Raw genomic sequence first — 16,909 nt, forward strand, 5'->3', positions numbered from 1 at the left:
GTAACCGGGTTCAATCAGTTACACGACTTCTGGATACTATGAAGAACGCGACATCTATACTGCTGCTTATATGCCTTGCACTGAGCAATCTGGCACTGGCGCAACCCGCTAAACCGCTGGCCGTTCCACTGGTCAACCAGGCCGGCTATAACCGGGGGGAGGCCAAACGCTTTGTGTGCTACGAAGCCCCCGACAGCACTCCGTTTCAACTCGTTCGTCTGGCCGACAAAACCGTGGTGTATTCGGGAACGATCAGAAACCGGGCGGGCGATTTTTCGAATTTCAACCCTAAAAACGGCCAAACGGAGTACGTTATCTCCATCAAAGACCGCGAACGTTCGGTACCGTTTCGCATTGCCGACCACCTGATAGAAGGCATTTCATCGAAACTGGCCTACGACTTCTTCGTGGACGTTCGTGGTTCTGAAGATCCGGTACACTCAAGCGAAGCGAAAGTATATGGCGGTGGGCCTTCCCGCGATCAGGGTTCGTATGGACTCGAAACAACGTTTGAAACGCTTTTTTATGCCTCTAACCCCGCCCTGTTCGACCGCTGGACGACTGAACTGGGCGACATAAAAACCGCCGATCTAATCGACCTTATTTTATGGCATGGGGAGTTTGCCTATCACCACGTCGACTACAACGGCCCGGTTGCCAGTCGGCATGGAACCCTGGGTTATGAAGGGCAGCCGCGCATGAATTATGACTACTGGAACACCCTCGACCAATTGGCGGCCGTTTGCGCGGGCTACCACAGTTTTCTGAAGCCCTACCTGCCCCGCGAAACGTACCTGAAGTACCGTGCCGAATGCCGCAAACGCTGGCAGGCCTATGACCGTCACAAGGTGGTACGCCACTGGACGTTAAGCACCAAATGGGTCGATGAAGGCTATCAGGAGTTTAACGAGATGGGCAATGCTTTTGGGCAGTCGGTGTTCAGCAACCTGTATATGTACCTCTCCGAGAAAGAGGAAGCTGACGGTCAGCCCGATCAGTACCTCCGCTGGGCGCAGGAGAGTGCCGAAGACATCATCAAAAACTGGGATTTCAATAACCCCCGGCATATGTGGTGGATTCGCAACGCAGAGCACATCACCCCGCAGGCACTGGCGTTTTTTTTGCTGGTAGCACCCGACAAAGCTCCCAAAGGCACGCGCGAGAAACTGATGGCCTGGCGGGATCACATGAAGCAGAAGACGGCCAATTTCTGGCACTACCGCGTACACAGCGATACCGAATGGGCGCATTCCCGCACCAAAGAACTGGGTGGCGCCCCGGCGCTGGGCGGGTCTATGTTTGCCGTGGCCCATCTGCTCAATGACCGCGAACTACGCGACATCGGCTGGTCGCAGGTCAACTTTGTGTTTGGCCTCAACCCCGTTGGTGCGCATCTGAGCAATAAAAGTGCCGACCGGCTAGCTATCAACGGCTATTGGGACGGGGTCGAAAACGGCTGGCCCCGCAGCCACCCCAACGGCTACGGTATGCTCGGCAAGGTACGCGGCACTCTTGACGGCACTCCTCTCGACGCGCAGTTTCCCCGGCCAGGTACGTTAGCCACTACCGACAAATCGACCGAGGGGCAGGGCGATCATATTGGCCAAAACGCCTACGCGACCGAAGGCTGGGCCATATCGAACCGGGGTTGGCTGGCTACCCTCACCTTTGCCCCCCTCGGTACGCAGAAAATTCGGGTGCTGGATGCGGGCGACAAAAAAATGGCTGCAACCGCCAAAGCAGGCCAAACCATTACGCTTGAACTGACAGCGGCCCTCAATCTGGACCCCACCAAAGCCGAATCGGGCTGGGTGCTGGTGAGCTTTGATAATAACGAGCCAGTAAAGGTGGCAGTGCAGGAAACCGCACCCGATTCGGGGGTTTTTCGGGCGCGGTATGCACTCCCGTTGGCCGGTCCGAAACAGCTTACCGTATCGTATGGGTATTGGGGGCTGGGGACTAAAACTAGTGTAAATATTCGCTAATAATCTAAAAATGAAGAGGATACACTACCTGTTTTGGTTAGTTGTTGTCGGATTGCTGGCCATATCGGGTTGCCGGACAGCAGTTACCAGTCAATCAGGCGACGCGGCCGACCTGAATCTACAGGCTATGCTACAGCCGGTGCCCGCCACGGCGGTCCTGAGCGATTCGGCCTACTTCATCTGGTGCGGAACAATGGTTCGTGGCAATGATGGCACCTGCCATTTGTACTATTCGCGCTGGAAACGCGAACTGGGGTTCAACGCCTGGGTTACGCATTCGGAAGTAGCCCACGCCACGGCTAAAAACCTGCTTGGCCCCTACACGTTTCAGAATGTGGCCCTACCGGCTCGTGGAGCGCAGTTCTGGGATGGGCACTGTACGCATAACCCGACCGTTCATGAATTCAACGGGAAATACTACCTGTACTACATGGGCAACACCGGCGACGGCAAGAACATGAAAGCCCTGAATTTTACGCACCGCAATAACCAACGTATTGGCGTAGCCGTGGCCGACAAGCCCGGTGGCCCCTGGAAACGAACCGACACCCCGCTCATCGACGTAAGCCCGGACTCGACAGCCCCCGATGCTTTACTGACCAGCAACCCATCCGTTGCGCAACGACCCGATGGTGGTTATCTGATGGTGTATAAAGCCGTTGGCAAGAAGCGGCCCGGTGTGTTTGGTGGCCCGGTTGTTCATATGGTTGCCACGGCAGAGAAGCCAACGGGACCGTTTGTTAAATCGCCCAACACCGTATTCAATGCCAAAGGAACCGACTTCCCTGCCGAAGACCCGTTTGTCTGGTATCAGGGAGATCGGTACTGGGCCATTATGAAAGACATGCACGGGGCATTTACGTCAGCCGGTCGGTCGCTGGTACTGTTTGAATCCAAAGATGATTTCGACTGGAACTTGGCTAAACATGCGCTGGTATCGACCCCACAGATACGTTGGGCCGACGGAAGGGTACAATCTGTTGGTTATCTGGAACGCCCTCAGCTCTGGTTCGACAAGGGTAAACCGGCGGTGCTTATGCTGGCCGCCACTGTCGACCAAACGCACTCGTTTAATGTGCAGATACCGCTTCGCTGACGAACGAATCAGCGCTGTTCAGGCCATACTGCTAATGCTACTGCCCAAAACGACGCTATTCAGGGAGGCTTTTGCCGGTTAGCTAATGGAAGTGCTTGTTGAAACAACTTTCGAGACTTAATTGCCGCCCAGTTCCCATTCGTCCAGAAACGTGTCCGTGGTCCGACGGGGTAGCTGCTGCCTCTGGCTAGTTTCAGCGCATTGCTTTTCGAAGGGGGGAATAGAACAGGCTGGCCCCATGGCCAGTTCCAGCAATATCCCATGAACGAACGGGGAGAGACAATAAAAGCTCTGCCCATAAAATGTAGATTTTTATAAAAATTGTACCAGCCGACTAAGTAAGTCAGGTATTCTTTGTCTCCTTAGACTAAGAAGCTGTTTGAGTTAATCGCTTTGGCCGCAAAACTCGTCTTTTGGTCTCAAATCGCTAACTCAAACAGCTTCTAAAGCCATCTGTTTTTCTGGTTTCTATGCGTCTTCCCAATCGACACCCTGATGACATACCTGCCATTCAACCCAATGAGTTGGTCACGGAGACGCGTACAACCGATACGGAGCAGTTTATACGGCAGGTGCTGATCGATAATCCCGCTAAGGGATTTGAGTTGCTGTTTCGTCGGTATTATTCTGTTATGCACAGCCAGGCTACCCGGCTGGTATATTCGCGTACCATTGCCGACGATATTGTCAGTGACGTTTTTCTCTACATCTGGCAAAAACAAGCCTATCAACACGTAGAAACGTCGTACCGGGCCTATCTTATGGCTTCGGTGCGGCACGCAGCTCTGGCCCACCTGCGCCGGGAACTGACCAGCGAACCACTGTCTCACGTAGCTACCGACAGTATGATCTCTACGCTGCTCACCGCCGAACAGGTGTTGCAGTACGACGAACTATCACTCCAGATCGATGCTGCCATTCGCAACCTGCCCGCCCAGTGCCAGCGGGTGTATGTGCTAAGCCGGACCGAGAGCCGGACCAACGCTGAAATTGCCTTACGACTACAGATTTCAATCCGAACGGTGGAAGCCCATCTCTACAAAGCCATGCGCACTCTGAAAGCCATTGTGCTGGACGCGTAAGTGTACTGGCTGTATTTTCTCTCCATCATATAAAGACGTTCGCTGGTATGCGCTCAGATATTAATAAGCACTTGCTGTTCCTGTACTGGTCGGGCCTGGCTACGCCTATGCAGCGGCAGCTCATTGGCGATTGGCTGGACCAGCCCGACCATCAGGAACTGTTCTATATCTGGCTCGTGGAGTGGGAAGAGCAGCATCCGCAGTCGAAGCCTGACTCCGATCAGGCATGGGCCGAACTATCGGTTAAAATGAGTTTACCCTCGCTCGCTCCAGCCCCGCCGACTGAAGCGGCAAAATCCACCATTTGGCATTCCGATAGCCTGGGGCGGGTGTGGTGGCTGGTGGCCAGTTTATTGCTCACGTCAGGTCTCGGCTGGCTGTTTCGCAACCAGTTTGTCTATACGACCTACCAAACGGGCTATGCACAGGTGATACCCGTTACCCTGCCCGATGGCAGCACCGCCACACTCAACGCCAACTCACGACTGCGGCTGCTACGTCCCTGGCTGGGCAGGTTTATGGATCGGGAGCGGTTCGTCTGGCTACAGGGAGAGGCTAATTTTAAAATTACTCACCAACCCAATAATCAGCCCTTTGTAGTACGTACCGATAACCCCCTCGATGTGGTGGTACTGGGCACTGAGTTTGCCGTAACGGCCCGCCCAATGCGGTTTCGGGTGGCGCTACACACGGGCAAAGTTATGCTGCGGGCTAACAATGACCGCGCCCAGAACCCGCTGGCCCTGCACCCCGGCGACGTGTTCACCCAAACCCGGCTGCAAAGGGGCCGTTTGCAACACCGGCAGCCTACCCAACGCCTGGTTACCTGGCAGGATCATGAATTTGTGTTCGATCATACCAGCCTCCCCGACGTGCTGACGATGGTTGATGAGCAGTTTGGCGTGTCGGTCCAACTGGCCCACGATTCATTGGCCAAAGCCCAGATTACTGGTCGGTTCCGGGCCAGAGAAGCTGACGAACTGCTGCTGGCTATTACGACCTTAACCGGCTATCGGCTGGTAGAGCAAAATGGCATCAAAACTATAACTCCTTGAAAGTAATTTTTTTGTTATAAATAAACCCTCTGTATACTATGCGATTTTCTACCAGATTCAGTTCATGGCTGTTGCGTTGCGGTTGTCTAAGTATCCTCTGGCTATGGGTACTGCCCGTATCGGCACAGATGCTGGCTTCGGCTGCTACTCAGCAGCGGGCCAATACCACGAGCCCCACCACCCAGCCCACTTTGCTGCGCGATGCGCTGCTGACGCTCATGAATGAACGGAAAGTCGAGATTCTGTTCGATGAGCGGATTTTGAGCGGTAAACGCGTTGGTCCGGTGGGTCAGTTCAACAACCGTCCCTTTGGCACAGTGCTGACCAGGATACTGACCGGAACGGGCCTGACCTACCGGCAATTGCGCCGGAACACCTTTGTTATTGTGGAACAGCCCACCAGCCAGCCCAATGTGCGAACCGTTGGCGCGGTTCAGGCTGATTCCGAACCCGAAACCAGCCTGAACCAGCCCGCGACCGAACCCGCGACCCAGCTTAAACCGGCCGTGGCGACCGTAGCGGAGCGCCCCGCCCCGGCTGACCGCACCATTGCGGGGCGGGTACTGAGCGAAACCGGCGAAGGACTGCCCGGCGTAAGCGTGGTGCTAAAGAACACCAAGAAAGGAACTACTACCGATGCTGACGGGGCTTTCCGGCTTAGTGTGCCGGATGGTTTGGGTGTATCGCTGGTATTCAGTTTCGTGGGGTATATCAGCCAGGAAATTGACCTGGGTAACCGTAACAGCCTGAACGTAACACTGCTGGAAGACACCCGTGCGCTGAATGAGGTAGTTGTGGTGGGTTATGGGCAGGTGAAGAAAACGGACCTGACAGGGTCTGTATCCACGGTACCGGTGGGCGAGATACGTAAACTGGCCGTTACCTCGCTCGACCAGTCGTTGCAGGGACGGGCCGCCGGGGTACAGATTACCCAAAACTCCGGCTCTCCAGGCAGCGCCACTACCATTCGTATCCGGGGGGGTAACTCTATTCAGGGCGATAACGAACCGCTGTACGTCATTGACGGAATCCCGTTTAAAAACGATGGCGCAGGTAGTGGCTCGAGTTTCAATGTACTAAGCACCCTCAACCCCAGCGACATCGAGAGTATTTCGATTTTGAAAGATGCCTCCTCTACGGCCATCTATGGTTCGCGCGGGGCTAATGGCGTAGTTATCGTCACCACCAAACGCGGCAAAGCGGGGAAATCGACCGTTAATTTCGATGCCTATTACGGTATTCAGAACGTCCGGCGTAAATACCCGGTGCTGAACGGCAGCGAGTATGCTCAGCTCGTCAATGATGCCAATACCAACGAAGGTCGCCCCGCCCTATACACGCCCGAGCAGGTGAACGCCTTCGGGAAAGGGACCGACTGGCAGGACGAGATTTTTCAGCAGGCACCCATTCGTAATTATCAGCTTTCGATGAGCGGGGGTGACGAAAGAACGCAGTACGCGCTGTCGGGCGGCTATTTCAAGCAGGACGGCCTGGTGCGTAATTCCAATTTCGACCGGTATTCGTTTCGCATCAACTTAGACCGCAAACTCACCAGCCGTATCAAGATTGGCAACAGCCTGACCGTTAACCGGACGGTGCTGAATCAGACCCGCAGCGATGGCGATTTGGGTAGTGCGGGGCTGGTAACGGTTGCGGCCCTTCAGTACCCACCCATCATTCCGGTGTATAATCCGGATGGTACCTTCTTTACCAATGGCTCGCAGCTCAATTTTACCGCCGATAACCCGGCTGCCCTGGCCAGCGACAGCAAAAATCGCAATACGGCCTATCGCATCTTTGGCAACATTTTCGGCGATTATCAGATTATCGACGGGCTGAACCTGCGGGTACTGCTGGGTATCGACGGGGTGTTGCAGAAGCAGGACAATTACCTGCCCCGGACAGTGGTAAGTGGACAGGCGCTGGGCGGCAGCGCGTCCATTTTCAATAGTCAGGCCATTACGTGGCTGAACGAAAACCTGCTGACCTATACTAGGACCATTGGTACAAAACACACCATAGGTGGCCTGTTTGGCTTTACGCAACAGGCCAACCGGACCGAGTTTAGCACGGCTGCGGCCCGGAACTTCGTCAATGACAACCTCGGTTCGGGTAACTTAGGATCAGGGTCGGTGCCACTGATACCTGGCTCCGGCGTGGGCACGTGGGGCCTGCAGTCTTATCTGGCACGGGTGAACTACGGCTATCAGGACAAATATTTGCTGACTGCCAGTTTCCGGTCTGATGGGTCGTCGCGCTTCGGAGCTAACAAACGCTACGGATTTTTCCCCTCAGCTGCCCTGGCCTGGCGCATCAGCGAAGAAGCCTTCCTGAAAAACTCACGCGTAGTCAGCGACCTCAAACTGCGGGCTACCTACGGACTGACGGGTAATCAGGATGGTATTGGCAACTACCCGGCTTACTCGCTGTTGAGTTCGCAAAACTACGTCTTTGGCAACCTCGTTTCCACTGGCATTGGCCCGTCGCAGATTGCCAACCCAGATCTATCGTGGGAAACCACCGCCCAAACTGATTTCGGGCTGGATGTGGGGCTGTTCAACAACCGCATTACACTGACTACTGACGTGTACCTGAAACAAACCCGCGACCTGCTGCTGGCCGTTACCATCCCCAGCACGTCGGGTTATTCGAGTGCCATCAAAAACCTGGGCCGGGTCGAAAACCGGGGTGTAGAACTGAGCATATCCTCGCGAAACATCGATAAAGCCTTTAAGTGGAGTACGGATTTCAACCTGTCTGCCAATCGTAACAAGGTACTGGATTTGGGCGGCAGCAACCAGATTTTTGCCGGACAGGTGGCCAACATCGGGCAAAATATTACGTCGGGCATCATCCGTGTGGGCGAGCCTCTGGGTTCGTTCTTCGGCTACGTAACGGATGGTCTCTACCAGACGACGGATGAACTGACGGCTGTAGCCGACCCGCAGGCCCGCAAACCCGGCGACCGCCGGTACGCGGACCTGAACGGGGATAAGAAAATTGACGATAACGACCGCACCATTATTGGGCGGACCCAGCCAAAACTCATCGGTGGACTCAATAATACGTTCTCCTACAAGGGTGTGGAACTGACCGTTTTCTTTCAGGGCGTGTCGGGCAACCAGATTCTGAACGCAAATCGCTTTGAACTGGAATACCTGAACGGGCTGTCGAATCAGGACCGGGACGTGCTCAACCGCTGGACACCTACCAACACCAGCACCGATATTCCCCGGGCCTCGACCACCCGCCCGGCCAACCGCATCTCGACCCGGCAGATTGAAGATGGCTCGTACCTGCGGCTGAAGAATATTCAGCTGGCTTACAACCTGCCCCAGTCGGTGCTGAAAACGCTGAAAATTCAATCGTTTCGGGTCTATGCCAGTGCCCAGAACTACCTGACGTTTACTAAGTATTCGGGTTATGACCCCGAAGTGAACCGGTTTGGGCAGGATAGTCGCAGTCAGGGTTTCGACTACGGCAGTTACCCGACCGCCAAAACCATACTCTTCGGCCTGAACGTTGGCTTCTAACCCCCTTCCCGATCATGAAAAAAACGATCTATTTCCTGAGTTTGCTAACGGGCCTGACCGCTTGTCAAGTGCTGGAGCTGCAACCTGAATCGAGCTTTACGCCCGCCAATTTTTATAAAAACGCCGATGATGCCAAAGCCGCCGTCAGCACTGTATATGACCCGTTGAATTCGAGTAACATGTACGGGCAGGTGATGTGGATTTTGCAGGACCAGTCTACCGACGATGCTGAATGGGGCGGGGGTCGCTCAACAGCGAACCAGCCCAAAAACGACCTCGACCGGTACACCTTCACGCCCGCTACGAGCACATTTCAGTCGCTCTGGACCACTACGTATCAAGGCATCAACCGGGCCAATACGGTCATTGCGCGGGTACCCGCCATTACGATGGATGAAACGCTGAAAACCCGGCTTGTGGCCGAGGCCAAATTCATGCGTGGATTTTACTATTTCACGCTCGTTCGGCTGTTTGGGGGTGTTCCATTACAGGTAACCGAAACAACCTCACTGGTTAATTTGAACGTATCCCGCGCTTCGGTGGAAGACGTGTATAAGCAGGTCATTCAGGATTTTACCGATGCTGAAACCGTTTTGCCTACATCTTACACCGGAGCCGACCTGGGCCGGGCTACGAAAGGAGCCGCCAAAGCGTTTCTGGCGAAGGTCTACCTGACCCGGCAGGAATGGTCGAAAGCATCGGCCAAGGCCAAAGAAGTAATGGACCTCGGTGTGTATGACCTGTGGACCAATTTTGGTGACGCGTTTCTGCTGGCTAACCGGAACGGTAAAGAAGGCGTGTTCGAGATGCAGGCTCTCGGCGGTGGGGTGGGAGAAGGCAGTCTGATGCAGGGCTACATGCGCCCCAACTTTGACCGCGTGAACGGTGTAGCCGGTTTTGGTGATGACCCGGCCACTGAGAATCTGTACAATGCGTATAACGCCATCGACAAACGCCGGAACGTAACGCTGCGGCTGTATTCGGCGACGACCACCCCGGCGGCTCCGGGTAGCGTAAACTTTCCGTGTTACGTGTATAAATATCTGGACCCTACTGCCACAGGCAACAACGACGGTTCGAACAACTTCCCCATCATTCGCTATCCGGACGTACTGCTGATGTACGCCGAAGCCCTGAACGAGCAGGCCGCCGGGAATGCCGATTCCTACGCCGTAGTGAACCGCATCCGCAACCGGGCGGGGCTACCCGACCTGGCGGGCCTAACGCAGGCGCAATTCCGGGATGCCGTGCTACTGGAACGGCGGCTCGAACTGGCCTTTGAGGGCCACCGCCGGTACGATCTGGTACGTACCAAACGGCTCATCAGCGCGATGCAGGCGCAGAATTCGACCATAAAAGTAGAGGAGCGGCATTATTTGCTTCCTATTCCCCAGACAGAAATTGACGTAAACCCATCACTGAACCAAAACCCCGGCTATTGATCAAGTCCATCGCCAACCATCTAAGTATGAGAAAAATACTGATTCTTCTGCTCCTGACGGGTCTGCTGCCTTCAGCAATGGCACAGGTACGACGGGCCGGGCCACGTCAGGACGGGCCAATCAAAGCCGGGCCACGTCAGGCTGACGTAATTGTTTACGGGGGTACTTCGGCGGCCATTACGGCGGCTGTACAGGTTAAAAAAATGGGTAAATCTGTCATCGTCGTCTCGCCCGATAAACACCTTGGCGGGCTGAGTTCGGGGGGGCTTGGGTTTACCGATACCGGCGATAAATCGGTGATTGGCGGGCTGGCACGAACGTTCTATGGCCGTCTTTACGACCATTACCAGAAACCCGAAAACTGGACGTGGGAAAAGCGCGAACAGTTTGGTAACAAAGGACAGGGAACCCCCGCCCTCGACGGAGCTAACCGCACCATGTGGATTTTTGAACCTCACGCGGCCGAACGGGTTTTTGAGGATTTCGTGCGGGAAAATAATCTCACCGTTTACCGCGACGAATACCTTGATCGCTCAGCAGGGGGTGTTCAGAAGAAAGGTGTTGCTATTCAATCGTTCAGAACATTAAGTGGTCAGCAGTACGTCGGTAAGATGTTTATCGACTGTACCTACGAGGGCGATTTGATGGCCGCAGCGGGGGTGTCCTTCCACGTAGGCCGCGAGGCCAACAGCGTCTATGGCGAGGAGTTCAATGGCATTCAACCGGAGGTGTTTCAGCACGGCCATCATTTCAAAACGAACGTCAGTCCTTACAAAACTCCCGGCGATCCTAACAGTGGTTTGCTCCCCGAAGTCTCGCCGGAACCTATCGGCAAAAAAGGATCGGGCGATACTAAAATTCAGGCGTACTGCTTTCGGATGTGCCTGAGCAACCACCCCGATAACCGCATTCCCTTTATTAAACCCGTGGGATATGATCCCGCCCGCTACGAACTGTTGGCGCGGGTATATGCCAATGGTTACACCGAAACGTTCGATAAGTATGATGCCATTCCAAACCGTAAAACGGATACCAACAACCATGGCCCGTTCAACACGGACTATCTTGGCAAAAACTACGACTATCCCGAAGCCACGTACGAACGTCGGCGCGAGATTATCCGCGACCACGAGTTGTACCAGAAAGGGCTGATGTACTTCCTGCAAAACGACCCGCGCGTACCCGCAGACGTACACGAGAAAATGCAGCAATGGGGGTTACCCAAAGATGAATTTAAGGATAACGGCGGCTGGCCCCACCAGATCTACGTCCGCGAAGCCCGGCGTATGACTGGCGAGTTTGTGATGAAAGAGGCCGACGCGCTGGGTAGAACGACCGTACCCGATCCAATCGGCATGGGTTCCTACGCGCTGGATGCGCACAATGCCCAACGGTACGTAAAAGCCGATGGCTTCGTGCAGAATGAGGGCGACATTGGTGTACACCCCGAGCGACCCTACTCCATAGCGTATGGGTCAATAGTGCCGAAAGAAACCGAGTGCCAGAACCTGCTGGTACCCGTTGCCATATCGGCCAGCCACATTGCTTATGGCAGTATTCGGATGGAACCGGTGTTCATGATTCTGGGTCAGTCGGCGGCTACTGCCGCGGTGTTGGCCATTCAAAGTAAGATGAGTCCACAGAAATTACCTTACGGAATTCTCAAAGCTGCGTTGCTAAAGGATGGGCAACAATTGACGCTGCCGAAATAATCTGGTGATTAACGCCGTACACTAAACTCCCTCGAAAAGCCGCTCCCTAGTCCTGCTGGCGCGGCTTTTTGATGCGGTGATTATTTCGGTACAGTCGGTTGGAAAAGGAATAAAAATCCTATTTCACTCCCCCTTTACAACCTGGCCAGTCTCAGCTGGAATCGGAGGTTTATCTGAACGATTTCCAGCGGTTGCTGATCGTGTACAACTTATTCACTGATAGCCAAATAACGAGCTCATTAATTTGCATTCACAAGCCTTTTGTTGGACAGAAATGCCAGTTGAGTAGGAGGGGGACTGTACCGATTTAAACAGGCTAGTTGTGTAAAGAAAACGCGACGTAACCTGTATCAGAAGCCTAACGAGGGATTATCGAGCTATCTTTTGCCTGAAGAAAACTGAGCAGTACTGTCCTTGTAAAATCACTCAATTGAGCCGGCACAATTGAATGGAGAAGGCGAGGGTGTAGGGTAATGATAATACACCAATTTGGCAAAACTACGCGATGAGGGTTCATCCCGGAAAAAGGCAGAACTGTTCCAGCGGGTAGAAAAAACGGAGATTGCTTACGCCATGTCCCGAAAGCTGCTGGGGGAGACCCCTTTTTCTTCCGAAAAAACCCGGCTGAAGTACCGGGGATTATCGAAGCCTACCGCATACCCAACTTCAGCAACACTCAACGCTGAATTTAGTAGCAGCTCTTCGGCTTTTTGCAGGCGAAGAGCCCTCAGGTAAGGAATCACGGACATGCCGGTCAGGGCCATTACCTTACGGTACAGCGAGTTCCGGCTCATGCCCATCAACTGACAGATCATGGTCGTATCAAGGGCCACGTTATCCAGATGAAGCTCCAGGGTACTGCGCAGTTTTGCCACAAACTGGTCTTCCCGCGCGTCGGCCCCGTTGGCAGGAACCGGGCCAGGGGGCGGGTTGCCCAGCGCCCGCTGGCTGTAGAAGCGCTGCAGCAGTCGTCTGGTCTGTAGCAGATTACCCAGCACGAGGAGCAACTCTTCCCGCTGGAAGGGCTTAATTAGGTACGCATCGCCCCCCCGCCGTAAGCCCGTAATTCGGTCGTCTACCGCGGCCCGGGCCGTGAGCAGTACAATCGGAATGTGGCTGGTGCGTTCGTCGTTCTTCAGGGTGTCGCAGAGTTCAAATCCGTCTCTGACGGGCATCATCACATCACTCACAATCAGGTCCGGTGTGATGGCTATGGCCTGGTCAATGCCGATCTGCCCGTTTTCGGCCCGTACCACCTGGTACTCCTCCCGCAGGCAGGTCTGGATATAGGCGGCTACGTCATCATTGTCTTCCACCAGCAACAGCACGGGCTGGTCCGGATACACTTCCGATCCTGCTTCGACCCCGTCACCCATCTCGCCCGGGTCAGGCGCGACCAGTGTGGGTACGGGAAGCACGTCGTCGACCAGAGGTGCCTGCCTGGTCAGGGGCAGACGAACCATGAAGTCCGCGCCGTGCCCCTCCAGGCCGGACCGGTTGCGAACCGCCAGCCCCCCTTGCATCAGACCTACCAATTCCCGCACCAGCGAGAGACCAATGCCAGTGCCACCACTGACGGGCTGAACTATATCAGCCGGGGGCGGCCCCGCCTGACGTGGCCCAGCCAATCCAGGCGGGGCCTGATAAAAGCGGTCAAAGATCCTGGTCAGGCTGGCCGGGTCAATGCCGGGGCCGGTATCGCTGACGGTGATCTGAATCCACGGGCCATCCAGACGCTGGCTGGGGATAAGTGCCTCGTGGTAGCCCGCGGGAGCGAGGGGTTGCCATGAGGCCTGAATGACCACTTCGCACCTTATCAGCCCCCCCGCCGGGGTAAACCTAAGGGCGTTGGCCAGCAGGTTGCTGACGATATCCTGTAGTTTGTCCGGGTTGAAGTCGGCCTCACAGGAGGCTTCTTCCGCGTGTATCGCCAGCTCCACGCCTTTGGTGCAGGCCATTGACTGAAACGATTCGCCTACGTAGCGAATGAAGTGGATCAGGTCACCCCGCACCAGCTGCAACGGCATCTCACCCGCTTCCAGCCGGGAGAGGTCCAGCATCTGGTTGATTAACCGCAGCAGGTTGCGGCCGCTGCGCTCAATCAGGCGGGCCGTCTGCCGCAAACCGGGGTCTGCCTGCTGATGGAGGTTGTCGGCCATGCCCAGAATGACCGTCAGGGGGGTGCGAAACTCATGGGAGATATTGGCAAAAAAGCGAGACTTAGTCTCGTCAAGCTGTTGCAGATCCTGAGCCTGCCGGGCAATGACCCGGGTGGCCTCGTTGATCTGGGTTTGCAGTCTAATTTGCGCTTTTTGGTATTGCCGGTCCCGCCATCGCCCCCAGGCCCACACACTGCCCAGCAACAAAAACGCCAGGGGAAAGGCAAACCAGCCGCGCAGATAAAATGGCCGCAGCACATGCACCCCAATGGAAAGCAAAGCCGACGACCGGCGACCGTCGGCGGCCTGCCCCCGGATCAGCAGGGTATGATCGCCATAGGGCAGGTTACCCAGTTGCAGCGAGGACTCGGTCTGGTAACGCCAGGTATTATCCACCCCCTTGAATTGGTAGGCATAGGTGTTTTTCTGGGCATCGGTGTAGTTGAGCAGCGCGACCTCGAGGGTACTGCTCCGGTCATTGGGCTGCAGCGTGATCTGACCGGTTTTGAGCAACTCCCCGGTTTTGTCGACCAGCGTGTTGCGGTCGGCATTGAACTGGCGGAAGGAAACCACCCGCAGGGGCAGTGAGGGGAGGGGGGGCTCGGCTTCGAAATCACGCGGGTCGAAGGCCGTTACCCCGTTGAGACCCCCGAAATAGAGCCGCCCCTGGGCATCCTGGTAATGCGCGATGCGGTTGAACTCGTTGTGGGTGATGCCCTCCTGCACCGTGTAGGTCCGGGTGGTGAGCCGGAAGGGATCAAACAGCATGATACCGTAGTCGCTGCTGAGCCAGAGGTGGCCCCGCCGGTCGGCATATACGGCGTAAATATTATCGTTGTTCAACCCATCAGCCCGTTTGAAGGGACGGTAGCGGCATCGGGCGCGATCCCAGCGGACCAGCCCGGCATTGGCCGTGGCCAGCCAGAATAGTCCATTGGGGTCCTGATAGAAGTGCTGGTAGCTGTCGGCGGGCAGCCTGAATGGTCCGCTACCGCCACGCCAGTAGCGGGCCGTGACGCCTTTTTGTGGATCGACCGTGTAGAGCCCCGTGGTGGCGCACAGCCAAAGGGTACCCTGCTGGTCGGGAGCAATGTGCAGGACGTGGGCCTGGGCTAATTCGGGAAACTGGTTATAGCCCCCAAACGGCGTTACCCGGTTTGTGGCCGGGTCAACCAGCCACAGGCCAGGGTCGCCACCGGCTAGCAACCGGTGGGGGTTAGCCGAAAAGGGATGAATGGTCCATACGGCTCCCGGGCCGGGTATGGGCGTTACGCTGGTCTTGGTGGTCCGGTAATCGTAAGCAATCAGCGTATGGTCTGCGCATAAGTAGAGCTTACCCGCCAGGTTACCGCTCAAACTAATGAATGACCGCTGCTTCGGTAGCAGTTGGCGGGCCGAGGTCCCCGAACGCCTGCTGGCGAATAAACCCACGTCATTCTCCAGATTCGTGTAGAGCGTATCGCCCACGGCGGTAATGCCCCGAACGGCGGGTTGTTTCCCGCTGCCGGATAGATGGAACAGGCGCTGAAAATAGTTCTGGCTAAGCCGGATCTGGTAGAGGCCAAAGCTGGTTCCCATCCAAAGGCCCCCGTTTCTGTCCCGAAAAAAACTCCGGTCGTCAATCGGGCCGCTGGCCAGTTGATCGCTGATGTCGAGGGCCACCCGATTGGCCGTGTCCCGCAACTGGTAGCCATTCCAAACCAGTCCGCTCCGGTCGAAGGCAAAGGCAAGTCGTTGTCGCATTTTCTCCGGTTTGATCAGCTCATTGGCTTGGTCATGGCGATGGCCCGCCCCGTCGATTTTATACAGTGGGGTCGTATCAGGGTGCTGCGCGTCTCGTAAAGTGCCGTAAAAGAATTCGGTACCGGCATGGCGCTGGCCTAAACAGATATAGATAGTTCCTGGGTGGTTGACGGTTTGCAGCACGCGCCCATCCGCCGTCAACTCCACGAGTTGATTCCCATTGGCAATGGCCCAGACGGTGTTGCGGGAGGTAACGGCCGCCAGGATTAGTGTCCGGTAGCGGGGTAGTGACACCGTCTTCAAACCCGACCGGGGGTGGTAGACGTTCAGTTTGGCCGGCTGTTGGTCAATAAAGAAGATGGTTCCGTCTGTACCACTCAGCAGGATCTGCGGCCCTGCCGGGGGGTTAGCGGGTTGGAGCCGTTGAAAGCGTTCCTCGAAAGAGGTGGCTACGCCCGTTACCGGATCGAAGAGGGTGATGGCTGATTTACCCTCGGGGCCCATGAGCCACAGCAGCCCGTCTGCATCCTGGGCAATGGAGCGGATGTCATCAAAATTAAGCCCGTTTTTTTCTTTGGTGTAGGTGGTGAACGTAGCTCCGTCGAAGCGGTTGAGCCCAAACTTGGTGCCGAACCACATAAAGTCCCGGCGGTCCTGGAAAATGGCGTTCACTTCACGGTGGGCCAGGCCGTTCTCCGGGCCATATCGCTGAACAGAGGCTGCAAAGTGCTGCGCCCCGGTCTGGAGGGACCCGGCCAACGAGCAGCAACCGAATAAGAGGGCTAAGGCCAGGCTGACTGCTTTCAACATGTGATTTTTTGATGCCTGATTTCGGGGATGGGTTGTCAAATCAATGGTTAGTCAATATTTAGGCGGCTATACAGCCGAAGTGATAAAGTTGACGCACTCTAGGATCATTTTTCTCCAGTTTAGTGCCTTTGGGTAAGATAGAAAAAAAACGATCTAGTAGTAAACGATTGTGGTAGAGCGTCTTAATAGTGGCCATCGAGAAGGGTTGTTGACCAACGCCCTGCTCAACTTTAGCCACGTTAACCGCGCTCAGGGCTGCATTAAAATGGTAATCAAGTTTGTTGACCGAACG

Annotated in this window: 9 protein-coding genes; 7 read left to right on the top strand and 2 right to left on the bottom strand. The window is 55.5% G+C overall.

The window, feature by feature from the left end; translation table 11 throughout:
• The first annotated feature begins 38 nt into the window (after window positions 1-38).
• The 7 genes from B157_RS0129935 to B157_RS0129965 all read left to right on the top strand — a co-directional run bounded on the left by B157_RS0129935 (window position 39) and on the right by B157_RS0129965 (window position 11,905).
• Window positions 39-1,985: a cellulase N-terminal Ig-like domain-containing protein gene (locus B157_RS0129935; protein WP_020606989.1), complete on the top strand. Its 1,947-nt coding sequence runs from the start codon at window positions 39-41 to the stop codon at window positions 1,983-1,985.
• 10 nt (window positions 1,986-1,995) lie between these two features.
• Entirely contained in the window at window positions 1,996-3,081 is a 1,086-nt protein-coding gene (locus B157_RS0129940) for a glycoside hydrolase family protein (RefSeq protein ID WP_020606990.1), read from the top strand.
• Window positions 3,082-3,551: 470 nt separating this feature from the next.
• Window positions 3,552-4,163 carry an RNA polymerase sigma-70 factor gene (locus B157_RS36250; protein WP_020606991.1) on the top strand — a complete coding sequence of 204 codons (612 nt, stop codon included), beginning with the start codon at window positions 3,552-3,554 and terminating at the stop codon, window positions 4,161-4,163.
• Window positions 4,164-4,210: 47 nt separating this feature from the next.
• Entirely contained in the window at window positions 4,211-5,218 is a 1,008-nt protein-coding gene (locus B157_RS36255) for a FecR family protein (RefSeq protein ID WP_020606992.1), read from the top strand.
• 128 nt (window positions 5,219-5,346) lie between these two features.
• Entirely contained in the window at window positions 5,347-8,751 is a 3,405-nt protein-coding gene (locus tag B157_RS0129955) for a SusC/RagA family TonB-linked outer membrane protein (RefSeq protein ID WP_020606993.1), read from the top strand.
• Window positions 8,752-8,765: 14 nt separating this feature from the next.
• Window positions 8,766-10,193: a RagB/SusD family nutrient uptake outer membrane protein gene (locus tag B157_RS0129960; RefSeq protein WP_020606994.1), complete on the top strand. Its 1,428-nt coding sequence runs from the start codon at window positions 8,766-8,768 to the stop codon at window positions 10,191-10,193.
• 77 nt (window positions 10,194-10,270) lie between these two features.
• On the top strand, window positions 10,271-11,905 hold the full coding sequence (locus B157_RS0129965) for an FAD-dependent oxidoreductase (RefSeq protein WP_041952341.1): 1,635 nt from the start codon (window positions 10,271-10,273) through the stop codon (window positions 11,903-11,905).
• 566 nt (window positions 11,906-12,471) lie between these two features.
• On the opposite strand, the gene B157_RS0129970 is transcribed toward B157_RS0129965, so the two are convergent.
• Together B157_RS0129970 and B157_RS39165 are read right to left on the bottom strand one after the other, a co-directional pair.
• On the bottom strand, window positions 12,472-16,617 hold the full coding sequence (locus B157_RS0129970; protein WP_020606996.1) for a hybrid sensor histidine kinase/response regulator transcription factor: 4,146 nt from the start codon (window positions 16,615-16,617) through the stop codon (window positions 12,472-12,474).
• 58 nt (window positions 16,618-16,675) lie between these two features.
• Window positions 16,676-16,909: hypothetical protein (locus B157_RS39165; RefSeq protein WP_020606997.1), on the bottom strand; the 234-nt coding region annotated here is incomplete at its 5' end.

This window comes from Spirosoma spitsbergense DSM 19989 (assembly GCF_000374085.1).
Lineage (GTDB): Bacteria > Bacteroidota > Bacteroidia > Cytophagales > Spirosomataceae > Spirosoma > Spirosoma spitsbergense.

Bases quoted from the DNA above. Each gene is read 5' to 3' on its own strand.
- B157_RS0129935 (WP_020606989.1), top strand. From the start codon at position 39: ATGAAGAACGCGACATCTATACTGCTGCTTATATGCCTTGCACTGAGC.
- B157_RS0129965 (WP_041952341.1), top strand. From the start codon at position 10,271: ATGGCACAGGTACGACGGGCCGGGCCACGTCAGGACGGGCCAATCAAA.
- B157_RS36250 (WP_020606991.1), top strand. From the start codon at position 3,552: ATGCGTCTTCCCAATCGACACCCTGATGACATACCTGCCATTCAACCC.
- B157_RS36255 (WP_020606992.1), top strand. From the start codon at position 4,211: ATGCGCTCAGATATTAATAAGCACTTGCTGTTCCTGTACTGGTCGGGC.
- B157_RS0129955 (WP_020606993.1), top strand. From the start codon at position 5,347: ATGCTGGCTTCGGCTGCTACTCAGCAGCGGGCCAATACCACGAGCCCC.
- B157_RS0129940 (WP_020606990.1), top strand. From the start codon at position 1,996: ATGAAGAGGATACACTACCTGTTTTGGTTAGTTGTTGTCGGATTGCTG.
- B157_RS0129960 (WP_020606994.1), top strand. From the start codon at position 8,766: ATGAAAAAAACGATCTATTTCCTGAGTTTGCTAACGGGCCTGACCGCT.
- B157_RS0129970 (WP_020606996.1), bottom strand. From the start codon at position 16,617: ATGTTGAAAGCAGTCAGCCTGGCCTTAGCCCTCTTATTCGGTTGCTGC.